This window comes from Paenibacillus sp. FSL L8-0435 (genome assembly GCF_037965655.1).
Classification (GTDB): domain Bacteria; phylum Bacillota; class Bacilli; order Paenibacillales; family Paenibacillaceae; genus Paenibacillus.
The window spans coordinates 2,555,092-2,578,311 of the sequence record NZ_CP150185.1; the positions used below are offsets into that span (position 1 = coordinate 2,555,092).

Sequence of the window (23,220 nt, forward strand, 5' to 3'; positions counted from 1 at the left end):
CGAAGTTGATATTATGGTAGACGCCTCCGAGTTTGTTGAACTGCATAAAAACAGGAAGGTGATTAGAAATCACTGCAATAAATTAAAGAGGAGAAGCTAATTATGTCTAGACCTTTAAGAATTCATATTATAGGTTCAACCGGTAGCGGGAAAACATATCTTGGTCAAGTTTTATCAGAGAAATTAAATATAAAATATTACGAACTGGATACAGTCATGTGGAGCAGTAGAGTGGAATTTTCAGGAAAGAACCCTCCAGACATGAGAGATAAATTACTACATAAAATAATTGATAATGATAGTTGGATTGTAGAGGGAGTATATTATAAATGGCTTTCTGATAGCTTTTCAAGAGCAGATGTAATTTATTACCTAGACACTAATGTATTGATTCGACATTTTAGAATTATCATGAGATTTGTTAAACAAAGAATAGGCGCAGAAAGATCTATATACAAGCAAACATTAAGAGGACTAATTGAAATGCTTATTTGGAATCATAAATTCAATAGTACAAATCGGAAAGAAATCTGTAGTTTCTTGTCCCCTTATAAAGACAAAGTGATAATCTTAAAAACCAACAGGCAAATGATAAGTTTACTCAATGAAGGCAGTGAAATCACATAACTCCGCATTCACACACCCAGCATACGCTGGGTCTTATATACAGAAAAGTATGTGAAATCGACGAAACTATTTAATGAGGGTGAACGATGAAGATAATAAGAGATAGGGAAGAACTTGAAGGAACTGGTTAAATTGAAGTTTTACCCGGGAAGTACCTAGGGCAATGTTGGAATGAGAACTCAATTTACTTTGATGAAGAAGTATTCGGCTATATAGAGAAATCAATAGAAAATATATTTTCTGGATATGATCATTATGCATTTAACGAAATACATCGGAAAACGTGGGAGGTGATCCTTGAGGATTTGAAAACGTTTGCTAATCTCCTTGATGAAAAAGTAACAATGGAATTAATAAATGAACATGTATATTTCTTCTTTGGCAGTTCTAAAGATGAGTTTCAACAAGATTTTCTCAATAATGTTCAGAGACTTCGTGAATTAATCATAGAGTTTGTTGTATGGATTAAAGAGCAATTAACAACAAAAGATTATGTTTCAGTTCTAGGAATTTAGCTATAGCTATTAGAGGACGAGTGGTTATTTAAACCAACATAGGAGGAATTAGAATGAAATTTATCGTTTCTGCAAGTGTAATCGTTCTCAATGAACATAATGAGATTTTACTTATGAAAGGTCGAAGAGGTTGGGAAATGCCTCAAGGTTGTGTTGAAGAAGGAGAGACTATTAGGCAGGCAGCAGTTCGAGAAGTGAAAGAGGAAACAGGAATTGACATCGAATTAATTAAATTTTGTGGTTTGTATCAGAACATAACGCGTGGCGTATGCAACAATATATTTACTGGAAAACCGATTGGTGGAGCTTTAACTACCAGTGATGAAAGTGAAGAGGTGGGCTACTTTACTTTAGAAGAAGTTGGGCAAATGATAACATGGGGAAATTTCTATGACAGAATTCATAATGCACTTGATGAGAAAAGCCATCCTTTTTTGATTGAATTTTCAGAATAAGATCACTCATTATGGTAGACTCCACCTTAAAGTCGCTCCTCTCTTGCTTGGTGATGTTCTGGACAAGCACCATTCTACCCAAGATAGGGGCGCTTCTTATATAATTGTACCTTCGTAACTCAGGTTTAATTGTGCTAGTTTTCTAATCCAAATACAGATATGAGAGTAGTGTAATATAAGGAGCAGCCCGAGAATAAAGGTTGCTTCTTTTTTGCTTTTATACTTCGCAAATGGAACATTGTGGGTTATATTGGATATGATTTGGTTCTATAGTAGAGAAATGGAGAGAGGTGGTCAACCTTGGATGAAAATATACGCTTTCCGATAGGACACTTTGAGCCAAATCTTAAACTCTCTAATGAGGAAAGAATCCACATCATTGATCAAATTCCCGGAATTACGAAGACCATAAGAGAGGTTACAGAACATCTCAATGATGATCAACTTTGTACTCCTTATCGTGATGGCGGTTGGACGATTACACAGATTGTGCACCACCTTGCGGACAATGACATGAACGCTTATATCAGATTTAAGAGAGCGTTAACTGAGGATGAACCGATGGCAAGCTCATATCGAGAGGATTTATGGGCATCATTACATCATTACAGGAATACGCCCATCGAAGATTCAATTTTGCTGATGGAGATACTGCACAAGCGATTTCTCACGCTGTTGTATAGTTTACATCTCGATCAGTTTAGACGAAAACTCCGAACAGAAGTGTTAGGTACAATTTCATTGGATATCGCCCTTCAAAGATTTGTATGGCACGGGCAGCATCATATTGCTCAAATTAAATCTTGTATAACATCGCAGAGGTGGTAGGGTTTTATACATCTCAAGTGTGGAGGTAACATAATGGGAAATTGTGAATTGAATTTCTGAGGAGCCTTGGGCTGCTGCTATCAATTACCTAGGATTAGTATGTAAACGGATTCAGAACTAGATGAGTGACTGCGTTTTAAATATAAAGTCAAATAGAAGTAATCTTGATTAGGGGGATACGGATGTTGATTGAAGATGAAAAAGTATACCCTGATTGCGCAGTTGAAATAAGAATAGTAGACGTTGGCGGATTAACAAAACCACAGCTTATACAGAAACTGGACCAACACTCTATTTTATTGAATAAATATGGAGAACAGTTGTTAAATGATGAGAGATTTATAGTTTCCAGTACAAAGCGAAGCTTGCAAACGGTTGAGTTGACCGTCAGACAACTTGGATTTTCGGATGGTGCTACGACTTTTCAGCTCTTTCGAAGAGCAAATGATCTTGGGTTGGAATGTTGTCCGGTTGAGTTAGGTCCTTATCTAAGAATGCAATATTTAGATCAGCCTGAGATATGTTCTACCAATATTTCAGAGGGTAACAAAGCTCCGTCCGGCTCCATTACGATAGCATCTGCAACCCTTACGGAGGATAATGAATTTCCAAAAGGTTTTTATCTCAGACGAATAAACGACAAGTTATGGTTACGAGGATATCTTGCCGACGATTTGCATATTTGGAGTCCTCATGATCGTTTTATCTTCTGTAGGTCTCAGCTTTCTATAGCATGAAGATCAGAAAGGTATTTTTGAAAACAAAGGAGTGAAAGAACAATGGATATCAAAAACAAAAGCGGAGATGTGCTTGGAAAGATTCAAATTGAATCCTTACGCAATGATCATGCGATTGACCGAATCGTCATTGACTTAAAGCCTGGTGACGGGAAGGCGATTTACACCGCAGATGTTATAGAGAATCAATTCACGCAACAGACCAATTATGCAGCCATTCCATGGGAAGATGGTCTGGAGCTATTGCAACGGCATTACTCTCCATGGCAGCCGAAATTTCCGATTGATTCTGATATAGATGCCATTCATGTATTTTATGGATTTGATAATTTAACTTCGCAAGAAATCGATGAAATGATTGAAGAAAGTAACAGGTCAGGCAGAAATGTAGTGATACGAGAATTGAAGCCCAATAAGAAGGTTGTGGGCATCAGCATCACGTATAAAGAATACGGTGGTTATAAACTTAATATTTTCGGGACAACAAAGAGCCGGATCGCATTGTCTGATCATGATGGTACTAAGGTTAAACAGGTAGCCATACGTGGCGTCCAAGCATTTTATATTTTCAATAACGAAACTTCCCAATTGATATGGATCGAAGAGGATGTGCATGGGAAGGCGTTGCAATACGAGATCATTGGCAGAAATATGTCAGAAGATCTTGTGATGAAGATTGCGAAGTCAATGAACGGATAAATGATGATATTAATCTGAGTGAGGTGCAACGATGAGTTACAAAACTATTCTCATAGACCAATTAAACGCTTGTTATCATGACAAGAGCTGGTTTATACCGCTTCATGATATTTTGACAGACCTCAATGCGGCGGAAGCCTCTTATGTAAAGAATGAGGGAGAGCATTCCATTTGGGCGATCGTCAATCATCTTATTTTCTGGAATGAGAAGTGGCTTGAGAGATATATTGCCGAACAGGTCAACGGGCAGAATTCAGTGAATAATGAGGATACATTCGACATAGATACGTCTAACCTGAATGATGTGGAGTGGCGCAAGACATTACATAGACTGAAAACCGTGTTTAGTGATTGGAACAGGGCACTCGAAGATAGTGAAGAACATAAATTGACCCGTGAAATCCCTGCCTATTTCAACGCGCCATGGTGGGGAGTTGTATCAAATCTATGTATTCATAATGCCTATCATATTGGCCAGATCATGCTGCTCAAAAAATCAATGAAACACACGTAGTACATGCTGTATTACGTTTATAAAATTATACTTAAGCAAGGAAGATGACTATCATGGAAAAAGGCAAAATTATATTTTTGAACGGTGTAACCAGTTCTGGTAAAACTTCAATTGTAGAGGCGATGCAATCATACGATGATCCGTTTTTCTATGTTGTGGCTAATGATTTATTTGAAAATACGATTGGTGATAAACATCTTCAGACGGATTACTGGAAGTATCTGAGTGAAGCGATTGTAATGATGTATCATACGGCAAAAGTATTTTCATACCATGGAAAGCATGTTCTGATTGATGGCATTCTTGTGGAAAGACCGGAGCTCGCGCCGCATTATGAACAAGTCAAACAGATTTTTGAAGGGTATCCACTGGATATCGTTGAACTGCACTGTCCTCTCGATATCTGTCGTCAGCGTAACATTGAGCGTGGTGATCGCAGAGAAGAGCAATCGGATGAGCAACATCAAATTATGGCCCAAAACATCAACTATAGCTATTCGATTGATACAAGTATGAACACACCGGAAGAATGTGCAGAGAAGATTATTGCAGCGCTGTTCAAGCCCCATCATGAACCATTGAAAAATATGTAAAAATTATATTACGAAGCTGTAGCGGAATCGATATCTAGTGACAACTTTGTCTGCTTTGGTCTGGAGGATTAAATGAGGATTTCAATGGAGTTACAAACAAGAAAAAGTGTAGTTAATGATTTAAAGGCAATGGGGATAAGGAAGGGCATGACGATAATCGTTCATGCCTCCTTCAAAGCAATAGGTAAGGTTATAGGCGGCCCGGTAAGTGTTATTTTAGCTCTGGAAGAAGCCGTTGGAACCAATGGAACCATTGTCATGCCCACTCAAACAGAACATCTTTGTGAACCTTCAGAGCATGACGCGAACCTGTCCTCAGCGGAAATTGAGTTCATCAAAGACAATATGCCTATTTATTATCCTGATTTAACCCCAACCTCGTATATGGGTATCATTCCTGAGGTGTTTCGGAAGCAAGATGGTGTGTTTCGAAGCTCACATCCGCACATGTCTTTTGCTGCCTGGGGGAAAGAGGCAAAACGGATAATGGAAGATCACAACTTGCATTATGCATTAAATGAGAAATCTCCGTTAGGAAAAATCTATGATTTGAGTGGATACATTCTGTTACTTGGTGCGCCTACAAATAGTAACACCTCCTTGCACCTGGCTGAATATAAACAGCAGAATTCATTTGTTAAGCAAAAAATCTGGGGAGTAAAAATGCTGGTGGATGGACTTGAGCAATGGACTACATACCATGATATTAACAATGAATCAGATGATTTTGAATTGATTTTTAATGAGTTTAAGATCCAAACTAACGCTGTTACCGAAGGAATGGTAGGGGAAGCTGTGAGTTATCTGATACCCCAAAGAGAGATGGTTGATTATGCTTTGGGATGGATGAATCGGAACCGAAGAGAGCAGTGAATCATCTCAAAAAGAAAGAAGGGGGAAATGTAATCATGACCAAAGAAATTGAACATTTGCTTCAAACTTTTGAAGAATGGGCGTTGTTTGTCAAGACGATGAATCATCTCAAGGAGAAGACCTGGAATTCCAGCATGGAAGAAGGGAAGTGGACGATTAAATCCATCGTCAACCACATGATGTTATGGGATCGATATTTTTACAAAGAAGCGATTGAGAAGATTGCTCTGAAGCAGGCAGTTACGTTGAAACATATGAATTTTGAAGAGTTTAATCGCAAAGCTATTGAGTACGGTAACCGCACTGAGACGTCTGAAATCGTAAATAAGGCTATCACGTACCGCCATAAAATTATGAATGACATTCGAGGGTTATCGGAAGAACAGCTTCATCAGACGTATTTGGACGCAGAGGATAACGTATTTTATATTCCCCAATACCTTAAAGATTTTATATGGCATGACCAGCATCATATGGAACCGTTGAAGAAATATCTTGCCAACCTTGAAGCGTAAAGGATTAAGCAGATGGGTGAGTTGTACGGACTAGATCGAGTGGAAGCGATTGCACTTGGAAGCGCGGTAATTGACCTGCGTATCACCCAAATTGTGAATGGCGTGAAGGGTGTGCATGCTGTCCTTCCGCATGATGCTTTTAAGTAACTTAAGGCCTGTTATACGTTGTATTAGAACTTGGGGGTCGATAAAATGAAAGGCAGACCACAGATCGTTTTAGATATCGCAGGGGTTTTGTTAAGTAATATGTCGTTGACGTGCTGGAAAGATATGAGTGAGGAAACCAACCTATCGGCAGAATCTTTGAAAGTACATTTTGCAGGAATCAAACGAAAGCTCTGGACAGGAATGATGAGGGAAGAAGAGTTCTGGCAATCGTTGAAGGAGATGTATCCCGAATTATCAATAAGCCGAGCGAAGGACATCTTATACAATTCAATCGGTCCCTTACCAGCCGCTCAATACCTTGAGCGATGGAGTGAGTCCGCCGATATCCATCTACTCAGCAATCATTGTAAGGAATGGATTGAGCCGAATCTGAGCTGTTTAAGCTCATTTACCAAAAGTGTAACCATCTCTAATCAAGTGGGTTTATGCAAACCTGAGATTGAGATATACCAACGGGTCAAAACCCTCCTGGCAGCTGGAGAAGAGGTTCTATTTATAGATGATCAAGAGAAAAATTTACATTCTGCTAAGCTACTTGGTTGGAGGACTTTACTGGCTGACGAAGAAGGAGATTGGGTTAATGAAGTTGAGTCATTGCTAATTTAGAATGTAATCCAGAAACCAATCAGTTCCGAATATTACCTGCTAAACTCCAAATTGTTTTAGATGATGATCTAAATGCTTGTATATGCCTTTACCCCATTGCTCGGCTGTTAATTTTCCGAAGAAGGGATGGGGGTGGCGGGAGAATTTTTCTGAAGCACCTTGTTGAAAGATATTAATCTGCTGCTCAAGCTTTTCTTTTTCTGCCATAAACTGTCGTTGGTCATCAATAATGATTGTCGGGATCGTAGACATATTATGGGGCAAGGGCTTGTCATTATAAAACATTGGTTTTGCGAACCGTCCTATAAGTCTCCCAAGTAATCCTCTAGGTGGAAAAGCATTTCCTAAGGGAATATCATGAAATGCTGAACAGTGAGCCAGCATTTGAGAGACCTGCATCGTGCCCCATTCAGGGATGGAGTTTTCACTAAGTTGAGCCATGCGCTCTGTAATTTCAGCAGCATTGATCGTATCAAATATGCTTTTCACAAGAACACCTCAGTCCTCTAGGATATAAAATTTGAACTTAAACTATCATCATTCTCTTATTGAAAGGTTTATCCTCTTACTATCAAGAATAATAAGATATGGTAAGTTTAGTCAATGTATTATAGGAAAACCACAATTGAAATCGGAGGATGCGAACTTGGAAAATAAGGAAACGTTTAATCTCGTAGCAGATGAATATGAACGATATAGACCCGTCTATCCGAGTGAAATGTTTGATGATATTTTTACATACCTGAATCTTAATAAAGAGGATTCCATTCTTGAGATTGGTTGTGGGACAAGCCACAGGGGAACAATTGAATCATAAGGATGTTCAACATACAGTATCCAAACGGCAGTTTTAAGTTTACAAGAGGAATTAGAGAGGTTAAAGATGCAGGCGATAATGGGGTGGTCCAAAGAGTTCCGAAATCTAGAATGGTATGGTTTGAAAAATGGAATCCGTGTATTGGAGGTTGGAAGCGGACCAGGTTACATTACAGAGCAATTATTGAACAGTCTGCCGGACAGCGAGCTTACCTCACTTGAGATTGATCATTCACTGCAAGCACAAGCCAAAGAACGGCTGAAAGATATTCCTTCCACACGATTACAATTTGTAGAGTCTTCCATCTACCAGATGGATCTGCCTGATGATTCTTTTGATTTTGTCGTGGCAAGACTGATCTTTCTTCACTTGAACAATCCAAACGAAGCTGCAAAAGAGATATATCGTGTACTGAAGCCTGGCGGCCGTCTTGCCATTATTGATGTGGATGACGGCGTTTTTGGAGCAGTGAATCCTGATGTTCCTGCTTTGCATACGGTATTAATGAAAATTTCGGACTATGTGGCACAACACGGCGGTAACCGTTTAATTGGTAGAAGTCTGCCGCGTCTCCTTTCTGAGAGCGGATACATCAATGTTGACATTGATTCCGTCCTTCAACATAGTGATCTGTTAGGCATAGAAGGCTTTAAGCAGCAGTTTAATCTTAATCGTTTTGTACATTTTGCTGAAAAAGGTGTGATCAGTTCGGAGGAATTTGCTCAGCTGCAACACGCTTCTGAAGCGATAAATCATTCGCCGGAAGCCTATGCCATGATGAATTTCATTACAGCTTGCGGCACGAAGCCATTGACATAGCTGGGTTGAAACTAATTAGGGACGGAGGATGGAAATGAATATCGTTCATTCTTTTCAGGAATTAGTAGTTCGAGGGGATCATCAGGGTATGATTGAGTTACTGAAAAACTACGAACAATCCAGAAAATTGTCTGTCCATGAACAGGGCTGGGTCTACTGGAATATTTCAGATGGTTATGCCTTGTTAAGAGAGCCGGAACCGCTTTATGCCAATCACCAGGAATTCTTCAAATGGGGAAAAGAAAAATCTCGCCCCGGAGCAGTTACACTGGATCGTTTCGGATTCGACACAAGCGTTGTCATTATCTCTGGGGAACTACTTTGATCATTGGATGGACTGGTACCAATATGCTTGCGATCATGCTCCGAAGTTGGATACCAACCGAGGTGTTCGATTCGAGAGCCATCGGGCTTTGGGTGGTTCGCTTTGGGTTTTGGAGAGATACAGTGAAATGGACAGTGTGCTTGAAAATATGAACCAGCTTATACAAGAAGATGAGACATGGTCCAATATTCTTTTTGCCCGAATTACATACAACAAACAGCGTCTGGTCTATCTGTATCATGCCGGGGATTTGGCGGGCGTCGAAGCTCTTGTAAACGAAACGATGGACTGGATTGATGAAATGAATGATGGAGCACTACGGATTTCAAGAAAAGATAAAGTGGTCGGCAGCTGGGAGGATTTTAATGTCTCCAGAAATTCGCAGAGAGATATCAACATTGCGTTAAACAATTTGGCATGTATTTTAACGGATATCGAAAAGTATGAGGAAAGTGTGAAATTGTTTATGCAGATAGAGGAACGTGGTCACCACATGAAGGCACATGGCTTTTCCAAATGGATATATTCGATCTGGAAGACAAGAGGGGCTGAGACAGTTAAAGATGCATTAGCAGATAATGCATCTTATGAAATAGCGGACCTTGTGAAACATACTCCTAAATTATCAGAAATCAAAGGTTTAGCATGAGGTGATTTAAGTCGCAAGAGGCCTGCACAACAACGTGAGAGGAGTGATGTGATATGAGAAACATTACAAATCCGAGTAGAAGAAATGAAGTTCAAGAGGTGTTTTTGTCTAGCGCAGAGGACCCCCAAGGAAGGGTTCGGAGGGATTCCTCTGTGTAATTTTCACGAGGAGGAATTTCAATATATGATTCATTTAAAACGTGTATTGGTGGATAATTGGTATGCATGTACTCAACTGAATGTAACGGAAGAACAGAAAAAAAGTTTTCCCGCGCCAGTTGTATATTGGATTGCTGAATCCAAAGTAGTGGAAGACTTTCAACCCATGGCCATCTATTTTGATTCGGATCTGGTTGGATTTGCTGTATACTCAGATAAGCCGGATCATGAGGATAACTACTGGCTTCTTGCTTTAATGGTAGATACAAAATATCAGGGCAGAGGTTATGGAAGAGAAGCGCTTAGGAAGTTGATTGATCTAATGAAAGAATCGCTGAATTGCAAACGCATCATGATTGGACACAGGCCGGAAAATGGTATCGCCGGAAATCTGTATGAATCACTTGGTTTTCACAGCGTAAGTGAGGGATTGATTGATGGCGAAGTCGTTCGGCTTCTAAGATGCAAGTAGTGCCAAAACACACGCGATGTGGATTGTAAAGGAGGTAGCTTGTCTTTGAAGCGTGTACACATTATTTTCTCATTACTCTTTATCATGTTAGGAATTGTGATTATTACGATCTCGAAAATGATTGAAGAGGTGATTCCCAAGCTGGGGTATGCAGCATTCCAGTCAGCAGCAGCTGGCAGTTATACTCCGACTGATTATCAAGTAAATTTTGAGCTGAATTATTGGATAGGCGCGATATGCATTTTGGGTGGAGTTATCTGTTTGATTAGTACAATGAATGTTGTCCGAAACTACATTCGTGAAATGAATATAAGAAACAAAGCGTTTGATGAAACTCGTAACTATGACGATACAAGAGAACTGAAATAGGATATGATATGACATAAAAAAAGAAGGGGCGGTATACATGATTACATTCCAATACTTTGAACCGGAAGATTTTGAACAACTGATCGAATGGAGTGGGGATGAAGCATTTTTGCTCCAGTGGGCCGGCCCTCAGTTCCATTATCCACTTTCCAGAGAGCAGCTGTCGGATTATTTGCAGGGTGCCAATGATAAGAACACTTCAAATAAGTTCATTTATAAAGTGATGGATGAATCAACTCAGGAGATTGTAGGCCATATTGCTCTTGGCGGTATCGATCGATATAATCGTTCAGGACGTATCGGTAAGGTGCTTGTTGGCAAGCCATACCAAGGTAAAGGTTATGGGAAGCAAATGATCGATGAGGCACTTCGCATTGGATTTGAAGAGGAGAAGTTACACCGGATCAGTCTGGGCGTATTTGATTTTAATGTCTCAGCCATCGGATGTTATGAAAAAGCGGGCTTTGTACAAGAAGGACTTATTCGTGATGCGAGAAGATACGAAGATACCTTCTGGAATCTTATCGAGATGAGCATATTAGAAAACGAATGGAAAAAATGACTTCTCAAAAAGGATCATCATACTTGAGAGTCATCTTTCTTGAGAAACACTTCCATGAACGGATGTAATAACTACGTGTACGAAAATTTAAAAGGGGAGGTCCTACTGTCATCAGAATGACAGTAGGACCTCCCTTAATTACTACCTTCCTTGTTTATTTCAATGATCCCCGTATCAATAAATTCCTCCACAGGCACACCGTCGCTAGTGAGTAACAGGGTCTCCATCATTTTGGCACCCCAGACTCCTTCATTCTGCGAAATAACGGCAGACAATTGACCGTTGAGCAACCCGTTTTCACTGGTCGGGCTATCACCGAACGCAATTAAATGCCGGTTAAGGCCTTTTGCTTTCCAGATCAGGGTAGAGGCAGAGACAGAAACAAAATCGAGCCCGATAATCGCATTGAAGTGAGGGTGAGCTTGAATCATGTTCTCCATATCGGACATGGCTTGATCTTCATTCCCTTGATGATAACGAACTTCCAAGATTTCGATGTCTGTTTCACTGCGGATATAATCAATGAATCCATTAAGCCGCTGCTGCAAACCTTGCATCTCCTCCAAACCATTCTCGACAAGAATCATGCCTTGATTATGCAGAAGTCTTGTAGTCGTCATCGCGAACTGCTGGCCAGTGCGATAGTTATCGGCGCCCACATAAGCGATTCGATGACTGGATGGGACATCTGACTCAAATGTAATGACAGGAATACCTGCAGCTTGGGCTGCATCAATAACGGGTGTAAGTGCAGCAGCATCCACAGGAGATATAGCTATCCCGTCCACATGTTGTTTGATCATATTCTCCATGATACGGATCTGTTGTTCGGTATTGGCTTCATCAGGGGCGTTTACAATTAATGTAATATTGTGTTTCCCTGCATACTCCGTTGCATCCTTCGTGATCATCTCATAGGTTGGATACGTCATTGGATAGATAATACCGAAAGTTTTGCTCGCTGCAGATTTCTCTACAGGTGAAGTCGCAGGAAGTGTTGCAGCCATCTGCTGTGGGCGAATGTGTGCCGAACCGGATGAAATGATCATCGGGAACAGAAGTATTAGTGTAAGTAAAAGTGCAAATCTGGCTTTATTCATACATGGACTCTTTTCTCATATCTGATGGTCTGGCCTGCGATTCCTCGGTTCCTTGAGTTCGATATTCTCTTGGCGTAAAACCTGTTGTTTTCTTGAATATATTAGAAAAATAGTGAGAATCGTTGTAACCGACTTTGTAAGCAATTTCAAAGGTTTTGTTACTGGTTGTTTTCAACAGCTCCTTGGCTTTACCGATTCGAATCTGGGTTAGATGCTCCGTTATCGTTTGACCGGTTTCCTGACTGAAAATCTTGCTTAGATGACTTGGACTGATTCTGACGTGTGCAGAAATCATCTTCAACGAGACCTGTTCGTTATTGTATTCACGGGATACATAAGCTTTCACCTGATCAATGACATCACTGTATTTTCCGGAGCACGCTGCTCTTCTCTGCCATAACAGGTTAAGGAGGGAACAGAGGTATTGGGTGCAATCCTCCCAGCACGTAATCTTCCGAATCGTCTGTTGCAGGGAAGTAATGTTCTCATCCGAATGGTCACTCATGCGGAACAACTGATTCGCGAGCCGAAAAGACTCCAGCGTAAGATCATTCAACAGATAGAAGCCATACGAGGAGGACTTCCAGTCGAAGGACTGTAAAGGAGCGGCAAACTCCTGCACAAAATGGTCACGCAGGTTGGGGGTGCCGATTTTGAGAAATTCAAGAAACGAATTCCTGTCAAGAAAAAGAGTCGTTTGCTCATCCAGGTTAATTTCATGTAGAGAAGCTCTGTTCTGAAGAGTGAGTCGATTAATATATTTATCCTCCTCCGCTTCCAGATAAGAGACGTGAATTCCTTGCAGACGTTCCTGCTGACTGCCAATGCCCAGAATAATATTACATTTGAACGTATGCTCAAGTTCCATACGAACCCGCCCGCGAAGCTGCTCGAGATAGACGGATATGCTGTCATCGGAGTGATACTTGAGCAGGAGCACCAACTCGGTCCGGCTTCGAATATAAGGAAGAAGTTCAACGTGGGGATCGCGAGTTTCCTCCAGTATGGGAAGCAGCTTCTTCATCAGGGATTCCGGGTCCCGGGAATCATCTGTTAATCGAACATCGATAATGACAATTGTATAATACCTGGCCGAGAGAGGAAGTGAGAGTTGTTTGGCTGATTCAATCGCATCGGTTGTACCGATGAGTCCTCCGCACAGATCGGCTAGCAGTTTTTCTTTGGTGATCGTCCGGTTTGTCATACGTTGATGTTCTTCATCCATTTGTTTGCTGACCTTATGAAGCATTTGGATTAGCTCTGCTGCGCTAATGGGCTTTAGACAGTACTCGATCACACCAAGTCGGATTGCCTCCTGGGCATAGCTGAATTCATCATGACCACTCATAATAATGATTTTGATATCAGGTTGTTGAGTGCGAACAATGGAGGTCAGTTCCAATCCGTTCATAAATGGCATTTTGATATCTGTAATCAGAATATCCGGAGCCCATTCATGAATTAGTGGTAACGCAAGTTCGCCGTCGGGTGCATCCCCGCAATAGTGAAAACCTTCCTTTTCCCAATCAATGCAGCTGCGTATATTCTCCCGAATTCCAATTTCGTCATCCACAATCATCACCTTTTTCAACGGTTAACCTCCTTGCTTTTGGGGATACGAATCATAAATGTGCTGCCTTCCATATACGTACTTTCCATTTCAACACCATAAGATGGTCCGAAATAGAGCCGAATCCGGTGATGTACATTGAGTAGACCGAATCCGCCTTCCTGCTCGTTATCTTGGGGTGAATGTGAACCGGCCGGCTTCTCCAGCTCTTCACGTAATTGTGCCAATCGATCCGCAGACATGCCAATTCCGTTGTCTTGTACGGTGAGAATGATGCTATTGTCCTCTACATATCCGTGTATGGATATCAGTCCTTGACCGCGTTTGTTCTTGATCCCATGGTAGAGCGCGTTTTCAATCAGGGGCTGCAGCGTCATTTTCAAAATGGGATAATCCTGAAGCTCACGATCAACGCTGATCTCGTAGGTGAGAATATCGTGGTACCTCATCTGTTGAATAACCAAGTAACTCCGCGCATGTTCAAGCTCGGTTTGAATGGATACCCAGTCGAATCCTTTGTTCAGACTCAAACGAAAGAACTTCGAGAGGGCCTGCACAAGTTTGATTACATTTTCTTTTTTCTCTGCTTCAGCCATCCATAGGATGGATTCCAACGTGTTATACAGGAAATGAGGGTTGATCTGAGCTTGTAGCGTACGTAGTTCAGCTATTTTCACCTGTTCATTCTCTCGAATGCTCTTTTCGATTGACATTTTGAGTTTATCCAGCATCACATTGAAACTTTTGCCCAGATCAGCAATTTCGTCCGAGCCGTGTGGTGTGACTTTGGCTTCCAAGTAACCGTTTGCAGCTTTACGCATCTTGTTCATCAGAATTTGGATGGGAAGAATCAGTCGATTATTCAGGAAAAAATATAACGATATCGCAAAGAAAGCACTTAACAAAACCGTAATGATGATCAATTGGCGAATGCTATTGGCCTCTGCAATGATTTCCTGATAAGGAGCTACCCCGATCATTTTCCATCCGGTCTGTTTTGAGGTGCTGTATACAACAAATTGGGGCTTGGATCCTGCAGACAGGATAAAGCTATCGTGCTGTAGATGTAAAGGGACCGATCGGATCTGATCCATCATGGTTATGGATGCCGGGGTGGCATCCGGCCTGAAGAGTGTATTTCCGTATTGATCACTAATATAGAAAAAACCGGAATCCTTAATAGGGGTATTCGTCAAAAAATCATCAATGAACGAATCATTCAAATCAATCACTATGAACCCGATGACCTCATGTGTAATTCGCTCTTTGACCGTAGTTATAATTGAAAGCGCATTCTGTTTAGGGTAAGCAAACCCATCCAGCCTGTTATATTCGGCATAGGCTGCAGAATGAGGGATGCGCAGAATCGCATCCGGATACTGTATCAGATACTTGAAGTACGGGTTACGTAGCGGATTTCGTTCCAGCTTGAACACGCCTTTTCGTTCACTTATGCCTTTTCCATAGAAATTCACGAACGAGATATTAAGTACCTTGTCATACTTGTAGGTTTCGCGATAAAGATTGTATGTCTGAAGGATGGCTTTGGCTTCCGGGTAGGACTCCGATTGAGAATACAGGTATTGAAGCACTTGCGGGTTCTTGCCCAGTTCAAGCAGCCGTTCCGTATCCTCAAACAAGATGTCAATGTTCCTGGCAAGCTGGTCGGCAACCAGCTGTGTCGAGGCCTTGTTATGATTGGATACGACCGTATAGGATTTGTGGTAAGAAATCAATCCAACCACGATCAGTGGTACTGAACTGAGGATGATAAACATGCTGAGTAGTTTAAGCCTGAGGCTTGAAGCAATCCATTGAATGAGTTTCAACGTATTCCACTCCATCTGAAGGGATCAAAAATGTATCATTAGTATAACATGATTTTCTAATATGTAAGAGAATCGCTAAATACTACACAATTAAACAAAGAAATTACACGTTCTAAACTCCATTTTTTGAAATTACTAAATTATTACATAAATAAAGTATGAGACTCCATATAAGCTCGGAATGAAAGCGTTCTATAATGTGGTCACACCACAAGGTGAAACGAAAAAAGGGAGGATCACAACATGCGAACCAAAAAAAAGTGGGGACTTGCCATAACATTGGCTATGGTGATGCTGGTCAGCACGGCATGTAGCAGTACCAATGGAGGAGCAGGCTCCGATAAAGAAACTTCAACGAGTGGGAATGGCAGTACACCTGCCAGCGCCAAAACAATTACGCTTGGTTTTTCGCAGGTTGGTGCGGAGAGTGGTTGGCGTTCGGCGAATACCAAGTCGATTCAGGATTCAGCCAAAGAAGCGGGTTATGATTTGAAATTCTCCGATGCGCAGCAGAAGCAGGAAAATCAAATTAAAGCTTTGCGATCCTTCATACAACAGAAGGTGACGGTGATTGCTTTTTCCCCTGTTGTGGAATCGGGTTGGGACACCGTATTGAAGGAAGCGAAGGATGCAGGCATTCCCGTGATTTTGACGGACCGTGCTGTGGATTCGCCGGATAAAACCCTCTACAAAACCTTTATTGGCTCCGACTTTGTAGAAGAAGGACGCAAAGCAGGTCAGTGGCTTAGTGACCAATACAAGGACACACAAGACGAGATCAATATCGTTGAGCTGCAGGGTACAACAGGCTCTGCACCAGCGAATGACCGTCAAGAGGGCTTTATGGAATTGATTGCTTCCAATTCGAAGCTTAAAGTGATTGCTTCACAATCGGGTGACTTTACACGTGCCAAAGGCAAAGAAGTCATGCAAGCTTTCCTCAAAGCACATAAAAAAATAGATGTTCTCTATGCACATAATGACGATATGGCACTTGGTGCAATTCAGGCCATTGAAGCGGCAGGATTGAAACCAGGCGTAGATATTACCATTATCTCTGTGGATGCCGTGAAGGATGGGATGCAGGCTGCTGCTGATGGCAAAATCAACTTTATCGTTGAATGTAATCCGTTGTTGGGACCTCAATTAATGGAAGCGGTTCAATCGGTAGTGGACGGGAAAGACATCGAACCCCGAATCGTTACGGATGAGACGACCTTCACATCAGAGCAAGCCAAAGAAGCATTGCCATCACGCGAATATTAAAAGCAGATTCGTATAACACCGAAAAGTCATTTTTCGACCAGGCTGTCGCTAAATGACTTTTTTCCATAACAAAGGAGAGGGTTATATGGCTGAGCAAGCACCCATTTTGCAAATGTCAGGCATCACCAAACAATTTCCCGGGGTTAAAGCGCTATCCAGCGTCAGCTTTCGCTTGTTTCCGGGCGAGATTCATGCCTTGATGGGTGAGAACGGAGCGGGGAAGTCGACGCTTATTAAAGTTCTGACCGGCGTTTATTCCATTGACGAAGGAACGGTAACCATGGATAACCGTGATCTCTCGATCTCCGGTCCGCTTGAAGCGCAAAAGGCGGGAATCAGTACCGTTTACCAAGAGGTCAATCTCTGTCCAAACTTAACGGTTGCTGAGAATATTTTCATCGGGCGGGAACCGATGCGATTTGGCAAAATCAATTGGAAGCAAATGAACAAAGATGCGGAGAACCTTCTGCGAGACAGATTACATCTGTCCATCGACGTTAAGGCTCCTTTACAGACCTATTCGGTCGCGATGCAACAACTGATTGCAATTGCAAGAGCACTCAGCATCTCGGCAAAAGTGCTCATATTGGATGAACCCACATCCAGTCTGGACAAAAACGAGGTTCAGCAACTGTTTCGTATTATGCACAAATTAAAGAGTGAAGGTCTCGCAATTCTTTTTGTCACTCATTTTCTTGATCAGGTATACGAAATGTCGGATCGTCTAACGGTGCTCCGTAACGGGGAATTGGAAGGAGAGTACATAGCCGCAGAACTTCCACGCATGGAACTGGTGCTCAAGATGATCGGCAAGGAGCTCGAGGTCCTTGAGGAGCTTCCGAAGGAAGCGGATGCTGCCCAGGCGGAGTCGGGAGAACTGTTAATTACCGCTAAGGCACTTGGACGCAAAGGAGCAATTGAGCCGTTCGATCTGGACATTCGCAAAGGAGAAGTCGTGGGCTTGGCTGGGTTATTGGGGTCTGGTCGTACCGAGATCGCTCGCCTTTTCTTTGGTGCAGATCGTTCAGATGTAGGCAAGCTGCTCGTTGTAGATACAGGAAGTACGGTCAAGTCGCCGCGTCATGCAATTGATCAGAATATTGCTTTTTGCTCCGAGAACCGTAAAACCGAAGGCATAATCGATGATTTGACCATTCGGGAGAACATTATTCTGGCTTTACAAGCGACACGAGGCTGGTCCAAACCAATCTCACGCAAGAAACAGGATGAGATCGCCGAAAAGTACATCAACCTGTTAAATATCCATCCGAAAAACCCGGAGCATTTAATTAAAAATCTGAGCGGCGGTAATCAGCAAAAGGTGTTGCTTGCACGGTGGCTGCTGATGAACCCCGATCTGTTGATTCTCGATGAACCTACGCGTGGAATTGATATCGGTGCAAAGACTGAGATACAGAAGCTGGTGCTCTCTCTGTCGAAGCAGGGCATGGCCGTGCTGTTCATTTCGTCCGAGCTGGAAGAAGTGATTCGTGTCAGCCACCGGATTGCCGTAATCCGGGACCGCAAAAAAGTGCAAGAACTTAGCGGGGATCAGATCCATCAACAGCAAATCATGAAAGCAATGGCAGGAGGTTAAAGAGATGGCGGGCAAGATGCGTAAACATCATTTGTTTTGGCCGTTATGTATGCTTGGTTTACTTTTAATCTTTAATTTGCTGTACTCTCCGGATTTCTTCTCCCTCGTCATGCGTGAAGGGAATCTGTATGGCAGCTTGATTGATATTCTCAATTTTGGAGCGCCCTTAATTCTGGTATCGATCGGCATGACACTGGTGATTGCAACCGGAGGTATCGATTTGTCCGTGGGCTCTATTGTAGCGATCTCCGGTGCCGTGGCTTGTATGAGCATCAGCAGAGGAGTGGATCAGAGTTCGCTCTGGCTTGTGTTGGGTGCACTTGGATTATCTATAGGTCTCTCACTGATCTTGGGCATATGGAATGGGGCGCTGGTTTCGGTCGCCCGAATCCAACCCATTATTGCAACGCTTATTCTGATGGTAGCTGGACGTGGGATTGCGCAATTGATTACGAGTGGACAGATTATTACTGTATCCAACGCGAACTACGCCTATATCGGTGCAGGTTCGCTTGCAGCATTACCTTTTTCCATCTTCATCGTATTAACTGTGCTGCTTGTTGCCTCATTGCTGACGAGAAAAACGGCACTTGGACTGTTTATTGAATCGGTTGGAAGTAACGCAAACGCGAGCCAACTGGCAGGTATTCGTTCAAAAACGGTTATTCTCACGGTATATGTCTTCTGTGGTCTGTGTGCCGGCATTGCCGGGCTTATTCTCAGCTCGAATGTATCCAGTGCGGATGGCAATAACGCAGGTCTGTGGTATGAACTTGATGCCATTCTTGCTGTAGTCATCGGGGGTACTTCGCTCAATGGTGGTCGTTTCTATCTAATGGGTACCGTCGTTGGAGCACTCATTATCCAAACCTTAACAACGACGATCTATATGATCGGAGTCCCGCCAGAAGTTACGTTGGTTGTCAAAGCCTTTGTTGTACTGGCCGTATGTTTGATTCAATCCGATTCATTCCGCAATTCTATGGTGATCCGTTGGAAAAAACGGAAGTTTCCAGCCGAACAGGGGGTTAACCGCCATGTTTCTTAATCGTAAGTATCTCCCGGTCTTTGTCACTTTCGGCTTGCTGGCCGTGATGTTTGCCATAGGCTCTTTTCGGTATACGGGGTTCTTCTCCACACAGGTACTGCTTAATCTTCTCATTGATAACGCATTTCTGATTATCACGGCGATTGGCATGACTTTTGTGATTGTATCGGGAGGAATCGACCTGTCGGTAGGTTCTGTAATTGCGCTAACGACCATCATTAGCGCAAGTCTGGTCGAGAAGCAAGGGTGGTCGCCTGCGATTGTTATACCTATGGTGCTTGTCATGGGTGCGTTGTTTGGCACAGTCATGGGGGCGATCATCCACTATTTCAAAATCCAGCCTTTCATCGTGACACTGGCAGGCATGTTTTTGGCGCGGGGGCTGTGTTATGTCATCAGTCTCGATACCATTACCATTACGAATCCATTTTACACACAGGTTGCGCAGGCGAAAATTTCCCTGCCAGGGGGCAGTTTTGTCTCCATTAATGTGATTATTGCTCTGGTTATTGTACTGCTCGCAATCTACCTGGCACATTACACTCGGTTCGGGCGCAACGTTTACGCCATCGGCGGAAGCGAGCAATCCGCGCTGCTTATGGGACTGCCGGTTGCACGTACCAAAATCCTGGTGTACACGTTCAGCGGTTTGTGCTCCGCGCTTGCCGGTGTTGTCTTTACCTTCTATATGTTATCCGGTTATGGATTACACGCCATGGGTCTTGAACTCGATACCATCGCCGCTGTTGTAATAGGAGGCACCTTGTTAACAGGTGGTGTAGGGTATGTGGCGGGAACCTTTATTGGTGTATTGATCCAAGGGGCTATCCAAACTATAATTAGCTTCGAAGGTACGCTCAGCTCATGGTGGACCAAGATTGTGATTGGCCTGATGCTGTTTGTTTTTATTTTGTTCCAACGACTTCTTAGCGGGCGGCGAGTATCCTCGAAATCACTGCATTAAGTTGATCGAATTTAAATGATATTGAACACGGATACCGAAACAATGATATAACAATGAGATGGGGGATGCGTGAGTGAGAAGACATGTGAACGGGTTGTGTTTGTTCATTCTACTGCTGCTTGTCGGCTGCACAACCCCTGAGTCTGAATCTGTTCCTCCTCCCATCTCGTCTAACAACTTGGAAACTCTTCCCTCCGTTGAGGAATGGATGGAATCAGCGGTAGCAAGGGATACCTCTACGAAACCGATTGTTTTGGGTTTTTCCCAACTGGGCAGAGAGAGTGCCTGGCGTCTGGCAAACTCCACGTCTATCCGGAATGCTGCGGCTGAATCGGGAATCTCCCTTGTAATAAAAAATGCAGAACAGTCTCAGACGAAACAGTTCGAGGCTGTTCGGTCGTTCATCAGGCAAAAGGTGGATGTCATTGCCATTGCACCGGTCGTGGAATCGGGCTGGGATGGTATTCTTCAGGAGGCCAGGGATGCAGGTATACCCGTGATTATCGTAGACCGGTCAGTTGATGTCAAAGACACTTCACTTTTTGTAACAACGATTGGATCGGACTTTTATGAGGAAGGTGTGAAGGCCGGGAAGTACATTCAGGATCGGATGCGAAATCATCCGGGTTCGATACGAATTGCCGAACTGCAAGGCACGAGTGGTTCTACACCTTCCATCCAGCGTGGCGAAGGCTTTAGAAGCATTTTCGACACCAGAGCAGATATCATATTCTCACAAAGTGCTCCTGCCGATTTTACGGAGGACAATGGGAAACAAGTGATGAAAGAATTCCTTCAGGTCCCGGAAGACGAACGGCCGATGGTTCTTTTTGCCCATAATGATGAAATGGCTTTTGGCGCCATACAAGCGATAGAAGAAGTTGGGCTGAAGCCGGGAGAGGACATTATCATTGTCTCGGTGGACGGCTCCCGCAAAGCACTTGAAATTTTGGCGAGTGGGAAAATCAACGCTGTGGTGGAATGTAACCCGCTGCTTGGTCCTCAGCTTATGCAGGCTACAAAAGAAATTATTGCAGGGCGTACACTCCCGAAGCGCATGGTGCCCCCGGAGGATATTTTTACAAAGGAGAGTGCTGGACGGGAGATGTACAACAGGCGATTCTAGAATTCGTGATAAATTAGAACATTTTGGATAAAATTCAATTTACTTTAAATAGAGGTATCGTTTATACTGAACTCACCTTGAACTAAAAGCTCTTCTCTATGAGAAAGGACGTAGCGGATTACATACTTTTGAAAGCGCTTTTTTGAGGGGTGAGAGTTCGATAAAGAGAGGGAGTGTAGAAGGTATTATGCTGTGAATATAATATGAGGGAGGTAATTTTATGTTCAAAGTAAAGCTGGCAAAGGCGGTAATATCTCTCGCACTTTTCGGTACCTTGTTTTCTATTCCGGGGGTGCCCGATGCTCGTGCTGCAGATGCAAGTTGTCCGAATGGTTATGTAGGTCTGACGTTTGATGATGGCCCATCTGGAAATACAACAAACATGCTTAACGCGTTGAAGCAGGCGGGCTTACGGGCAACGATGTTCAATGTTGGACAAAATGCGCAAAATAATAAATCTCTGGTTTCTGCACAAGTAGCAGCTGGTATGTGGATTGGCAATCATTCCTATACACATCCAAACATGACTACATTAAACAGTTCTCAGATGTCGTCAGAGATTACTCGGACACAGCAGACGATCCAGTCCATTACCGGAAGTTCACCTAAACTATTCAGACCTCCTTACGGTGCGACAAATGCGACCTTGAAATCCGTTGTGAGCCAAAACGGTCTGAAGGAAGTACTGTGGAACGTAGATTCCCAAGACTGGAATGGTGCCAGCGCAGCTCAGATCGTAGCAGCTGTGAATACGATGAAAAGTGGTGACGTCATTCTAATGCATGATCAGTACCAGACGACACTTCAGGCCATTCCGCAGATTGCACAAAATCTGAAGAATCGTGGCCTTTGCTCCGGCATGATCTCATCAACGACCGGTCGGGCAGTCGCACCCGATAGTAGCACTACGAATCCCCCAAGTAACGGAACAAAAGTGGAATCTGAGAACATGACCAAAGGTGGACAATACACCGGCAATATCAGTTCTCCTTTCAATGGTGTGGTCCTTTATGCCAACAATGATTTGGTTAAATACACTCAGAATTTTGCAACGAGCACTCATAATTTCTCGCTTCGTGGAGCTTCAAACAATGCCAACATGGCTAGAGTTGATTTGAAGATTGGCGGACAGACGAAGGGAACCTTTTACTTTGGCGGAAGCGCTCCAGCGGTTTATACCCTGAATAATATCAGCCACGGAACGGGAAATCAGGTCATTGAGTTGGTTGTAACAGCCGATGACGGGACATGGGATATATACATCGATTACTTGGAAATACATTAACAAGCTCAAGGTTGATTGGAAAATAATGCACTATGATGAAATCCCGTTGGGTTGACCCAATGGGATTTCATCATGTTTTGGCCATTTTGTAACACAAAAGTGGAAGGAAAACATTTATAATGGATGAAATTGTA

The 23,220-nt window shown here is 42.8% G+C and carries 29 protein-coding genes; 25 read left to right on the plus strand and 4 right to left on the minus strand.

Going from position 1 to position 23,220, the window contains the following annotated elements:
* Positions 1-102 precede the first annotated feature (102 nt).
* The 12 genes from NST33_RS11705 to NST33_RS11760 all read left to right on the plus strand — a co-directional run bounded on the left by NST33_RS11705 (position 103) and on the right by NST33_RS11760 (position 7,130).
* Positions 103-627: a DNA topology modulation protein FlaR gene (locus NST33_RS11705; RefSeq protein ID WP_221825149.1), complete on the plus strand. Its 525-nt coding sequence runs from the start codon at positions 103-105 to the stop codon at positions 625-627.
* A gap of 305 nt (positions 628-932) precedes the next feature.
* A complete protein-coding gene (locus tag NST33_RS11710; protein ID WP_339307936.1) occupies positions 933-1,142 on the plus strand; it encodes a hypothetical protein in 210 nt (69 codons plus the stop codon).
* 53 nt (positions 1,143-1,195) lie between these two features.
* Positions 1,196-1,597 (plus strand): NUDIX hydrolase, encoded by a 402-nt coding sequence (locus NST33_RS11715; protein WP_221825147.1) that lies wholly within the window; start codon positions 1,196-1,198, stop codon positions 1,595-1,597.
* Between the two features lie 300 nt (positions 1,598-1,897).
* A complete protein-coding gene (locus tag NST33_RS11720) occupies positions 1,898-2,425 on the plus strand; it encodes a YfiT family bacillithiol transferase (protein ID WP_221825146.1) in 528 nt (175 codons plus the stop codon).
* Positions 2,426-2,607: 182 nt separating this feature from the next.
* Complete coding sequence (locus tag NST33_RS11725) at positions 2,608-3,162, plus strand: helicase (RefSeq protein ID WP_221825145.1); 555 nt, start codon at positions 2,608-2,610, stop codon at positions 3,160-3,162.
* A gap of 42 nt (positions 3,163-3,204) precedes the next feature.
* A complete protein-coding gene (locus NST33_RS11730) occupies positions 3,205-3,861 on the plus strand; it encodes a DUF4367 domain-containing protein (RefSeq protein ID WP_221825144.1) in 657 nt (218 codons plus the stop codon).
* A gap of 31 nt (positions 3,862-3,892) precedes the next feature.
* Positions 3,893-4,375: a DinB family protein gene (locus tag NST33_RS11735; protein ID WP_221825143.1), complete on the plus strand. Its 483-nt coding sequence runs from the start codon at positions 3,893-3,895 to the stop codon at positions 4,373-4,375.
* Positions 4,376-4,428: 53 nt separating this feature from the next.
* Positions 4,429-4,968 (plus strand): AAA family ATPase, encoded by a 540-nt coding sequence (locus NST33_RS11740; RefSeq protein ID WP_221825142.1) that lies wholly within the window; start codon positions 4,429-4,431, stop codon positions 4,966-4,968.
* A gap of 84 nt (positions 4,969-5,052) precedes the next feature.
* A complete protein-coding gene (locus NST33_RS11745; protein ID WP_339307939.1) occupies positions 5,053-5,841 on the plus strand; it encodes an AAC(3) family N-acetyltransferase in 789 nt (262 codons plus the stop codon).
* A 35-nt stretch (positions 5,842-5,876) separates the two neighbouring features.
* Positions 5,877-6,356, plus strand: a complete 480-nt coding sequence (locus NST33_RS11750) for a DinB family protein (protein ID WP_339307941.1) — start codon at positions 5,877-5,879, stop codon at positions 6,354-6,356.
* Positions 6,357-6,368: 12 nt separating this feature from the next.
* Positions 6,369-6,503 carry a hypothetical protein gene (locus NST33_RS11755; protein ID WP_260633027.1) on the plus strand — a complete coding sequence of 45 codons (135 nt, stop codon included), beginning with the start codon at positions 6,369-6,371 and terminating at the stop codon, positions 6,501-6,503.
* Between the two features lie 45 nt (positions 6,504-6,548).
* A complete protein-coding gene (locus NST33_RS11760) occupies positions 6,549-7,130 on the plus strand; it encodes an HAD-IA family hydrolase (protein WP_339307943.1) in 582 nt (193 codons plus the stop codon).
* 39 nt (positions 7,131-7,169) lie between these two features.
* Here the strand turns inward: NST33_RS11760 and NST33_RS11765 are convergent, their stop codons facing one another.
* Positions 7,170-7,619, minus strand: coding sequence for a DUF1569 domain-containing protein (locus tag NST33_RS11765; RefSeq protein WP_339307945.1), 450 nt, complete (start codon positions 7,617-7,619; stop codon positions 7,170-7,172).
* A 157-nt stretch (positions 7,620-7,776) separates the two neighbouring features.
* Between NST33_RS11765 and NST33_RS11770 the strand changes: the two genes are divergently transcribed.
* From NST33_RS11770 to NST33_RS11800, 7 genes are all read left to right on the plus strand, one after another.
* Positions 7,777-7,947, plus strand: coding sequence for a hypothetical protein (locus tag NST33_RS11770; RefSeq protein ID WP_339307947.1), 171 nt, complete (start codon positions 7,777-7,779; stop codon positions 7,945-7,947).
* Between the two features lie 66 nt (positions 7,948-8,013).
* Entirely contained in the window at positions 8,014-8,766 is a 753-nt protein-coding gene (locus tag NST33_RS11775; protein WP_339307949.1) for a methyltransferase domain-containing protein, read from the plus strand.
* 34 nt (positions 8,767-8,800) lie between these two features.
* Entirely contained in the window at positions 8,801-9,091 is a 291-nt protein-coding gene (locus tag NST33_RS11780; protein WP_339307951.1) for a hypothetical protein, read from the plus strand.
* Between the two features lie 127 nt (positions 9,092-9,218).
* Positions 9,219-9,740, plus strand: a complete 522-nt coding sequence (locus NST33_RS11785) for a hypothetical protein (RefSeq protein ID WP_339307953.1) — start codon at positions 9,219-9,221, stop codon at positions 9,738-9,740.
* A 183-nt stretch (positions 9,741-9,923) separates the two neighbouring features.
* Positions 9,924-10,370: a GNAT family N-acetyltransferase gene (locus NST33_RS11790; RefSeq protein ID WP_339307955.1), complete on the plus strand. Its 447-nt coding sequence runs from the start codon at positions 9,924-9,926 to the stop codon at positions 10,368-10,370.
* A gap of 45 nt (positions 10,371-10,415) precedes the next feature.
* Positions 10,416-10,739 carry a hypothetical protein gene (locus tag NST33_RS11795; RefSeq protein WP_339307957.1) on the plus strand — a complete coding sequence of 108 codons (324 nt, stop codon included), beginning with the start codon at positions 10,416-10,418 and terminating at the stop codon, positions 10,737-10,739.
* Positions 10,740-10,776: 37 nt separating this feature from the next.
* On the plus strand, positions 10,777-11,301 hold the full coding sequence (locus tag NST33_RS11800; protein ID WP_339307959.1) for a GNAT family protein: 525 nt from the start codon (positions 10,777-10,779) through the stop codon (positions 11,299-11,301).
* Positions 11,302-11,435: 134 nt separating this feature from the next.
* On the opposite strand, the gene NST33_RS11805 is transcribed toward NST33_RS11800, so the two are convergent.
* From NST33_RS11805 to NST33_RS11815, 3 genes are read right to left on the minus strand one after another with little or no spacing between them, the layout of a single operon-like run.
* Entirely contained in the window at positions 11,436-12,401 is a 966-nt protein-coding gene (locus tag NST33_RS11805; protein WP_339307961.1) for a substrate-binding domain-containing protein, read from the minus strand.
* Positions 12,394-13,983 carry a response regulator gene (locus NST33_RS11810; RefSeq protein ID WP_313771521.1) on the minus strand — a complete coding sequence of 530 codons (1,590 nt, stop codon included), beginning with the start codon at positions 13,981-13,983 and terminating at the stop codon, positions 12,394-12,396. Before NST33_RS11810 ends, NST33_RS11805 begins: the two co-directional genes overlap by 8 nt.
* A gap of 5 nt (positions 13,984-13,988) precedes the next feature.
* On the minus strand, positions 13,989-15,800 hold the full coding sequence (locus NST33_RS11815; protein WP_221825126.1) for a sensor histidine kinase: 1,812 nt from the start codon (positions 15,798-15,800) through the stop codon (positions 13,989-13,991).
* A gap of 243 nt (positions 15,801-16,043) precedes the next feature.
* On the opposite strand from NST33_RS11815, the gene NST33_RS11820 reads away from it, so the two are divergent.
* From NST33_RS11820 to NST33_RS11845, 6 genes are all read left to right on the plus strand, one after another.
* Positions 16,044-17,066, plus strand: coding sequence for an ABC transporter substrate-binding protein (locus tag NST33_RS11820; protein ID WP_221825125.1), 1,023 nt, complete (start codon positions 16,044-16,046; stop codon positions 17,064-17,066).
* An 85-nt stretch (positions 17,067-17,151) separates the two neighbouring features.
* Positions 17,152-18,663 (plus strand): sugar ABC transporter ATP-binding protein, encoded by a 1,512-nt coding sequence (locus tag NST33_RS11825; RefSeq protein ID WP_221825124.1) that lies wholly within the window; start codon positions 17,152-17,154, stop codon positions 18,661-18,663.
* Between the two features lie 4 nt (positions 18,664-18,667).
* Entirely contained in the window at positions 18,668-19,711 is a 1,044-nt protein-coding gene (locus NST33_RS11830; RefSeq protein WP_083657362.1) for an ABC transporter permease, read from the plus strand.
* The gene (yjfF, locus tag NST33_RS11835) at positions 19,701-20,675 is read left to right on the plus strand and encodes a galactofuranose ABC transporter, permease protein YjfF (RefSeq protein WP_017689006.1); all 975 of its coding nucleotides are present in this window, start codon (positions 19,701-19,703) and stop codon (positions 20,673-20,675) included. The genes NST33_RS11830 and yjfF overlap by 11 nt, the downstream gene beginning before the upstream one ends.
* Positions 20,676-20,748: 73 nt before the next feature.
* Positions 20,749-21,801 (plus strand): ABC transporter substrate-binding protein, encoded by a 1,053-nt coding sequence (locus NST33_RS11840; RefSeq protein WP_221825122.1) that lies wholly within the window; start codon positions 20,749-20,751, stop codon positions 21,799-21,801.
* Positions 21,802-22,021: 220 nt separating this feature from the next.
* Positions 22,022-23,086, plus strand: coding sequence for a polysaccharide deacetylase family protein (locus NST33_RS11845; protein WP_339307965.1), 1,065 nt, complete (start codon positions 22,022-22,024; stop codon positions 23,084-23,086).
* Positions 23,087-23,220: the final 134 nt, after the last annotated feature.

What these genes read in the sequence shown, in the direction of transcription:
- NST33_RS11800 (WP_339307959.1), top strand. Translation starts at nt 10,777, where the DNA reads ATGATTACATTCCAATACTTTGAACCGGAAGATTTTGAACAACTGATC.
- NST33_RS11755 (WP_260633027.1), top strand. Translation starts at nt 6,369, where the DNA reads ATGGGTGAGTTGTACGGACTAGATCGAGTGGAAGCGATTGCACTTGGA.
- NST33_RS11760 (WP_339307943.1), top strand. Translation starts at nt 6,549, where the DNA reads ATGAAAGGCAGACCACAGATCGTTTTAGATATCGCAGGGGTTTTGTTA.
- NST33_RS11740 (WP_221825142.1), top strand. Translation starts at nt 4,429, where the DNA reads ATGGAAAAAGGCAAAATTATATTTTTGAACGGTGTAACCAGTTCTGGT.
- NST33_RS11780 (WP_339307951.1), top strand. Translation starts at nt 8,801, where the DNA reads ATGAATATCGTTCATTCTTTTCAGGAATTAGTAGTTCGAGGGGATCAT.
- NST33_RS11785 (WP_339307953.1), top strand. Translation starts at nt 9,219, where the DNA reads ATGGACAGTGTGCTTGAAAATATGAACCAGCTTATACAAGAAGATGAG.
- NST33_RS11830 (WP_083657362.1), top strand. Translation starts at nt 18,668, where the DNA reads ATGGCGGGCAAGATGCGTAAACATCATTTGTTTTGGCCGTTATGTATG.
- NST33_RS11845 (WP_339307965.1), top strand. Translation starts at nt 22,022, where the DNA reads ATGTTCAAAGTAAAGCTGGCAAAGGCGGTAATATCTCTCGCACTTTTC.
- NST33_RS11820 (WP_221825125.1), top strand. Translation starts at nt 16,044, where the DNA reads ATGCGAACCAAAAAAAAGTGGGGACTTGCCATAACATTGGCTATGGTG.
- NST33_RS11730 (WP_221825144.1), top strand. Translation starts at nt 3,205, where the DNA reads ATGGATATCAAAAACAAAAGCGGAGATGTGCTTGGAAAGATTCAAATT.
- NST33_RS11825 (WP_221825124.1), top strand. Translation starts at nt 17,152, where the DNA reads ATGGCTGAGCAAGCACCCATTTTGCAAATGTCAGGCATCACCAAACAA.
- NST33_RS11725 (WP_221825145.1), top strand. Translation starts at nt 2,608, where the DNA reads ATGTTGATTGAAGATGAAAAAGTATACCCTGATTGCGCAGTTGAAATA.
- NST33_RS11715 (WP_221825147.1), top strand. Translation starts at nt 1,196, where the DNA reads ATGAAATTTATCGTTTCTGCAAGTGTAATCGTTCTCAATGAACATAAT.
- NST33_RS11750 (WP_339307941.1), top strand. Translation starts at nt 5,877, where the DNA reads ATGACCAAAGAAATTGAACATTTGCTTCAAACTTTTGAAGAATGGGCG.
- NST33_RS11775 (WP_339307949.1), top strand. Translation starts at nt 8,014, where the DNA reads ATGCAGGCGATAATGGGGTGGTCCAAAGAGTTCCGAAATCTAGAATGG.
- NST33_RS11735 (WP_221825143.1), top strand. Translation starts at nt 3,893, where the DNA reads ATGAGTTACAAAACTATTCTCATAGACCAATTAAACGCTTGTTATCAT.
- NST33_RS11790 (WP_339307955.1), top strand. Translation starts at nt 9,924, where the DNA reads ATGATTCATTTAAAACGTGTATTGGTGGATAATTGGTATGCATGTACT.
- NST33_RS11745 (WP_339307939.1), top strand. Translation starts at nt 5,053, where the DNA reads ATGGAGTTACAAACAAGAAAAAGTGTAGTTAATGATTTAAAGGCAATG.
- yjfF (WP_017689006.1), top strand. Translation starts at nt 19,701, where the DNA reads ATGTTTCTTAATCGTAAGTATCTCCCGGTCTTTGTCACTTTCGGCTTG.
- NST33_RS11705 (WP_221825149.1), top strand. Translation starts at nt 103, where the DNA reads ATGTCTAGACCTTTAAGAATTCATATTATAGGTTCAACCGGTAGCGGG.
- NST33_RS11805 (WP_339307961.1), bottom strand. Translation starts at nt 12,401, where the DNA reads ATGAATAAAGCCAGATTTGCACTTTTACTTACACTAATACTTCTGTTC.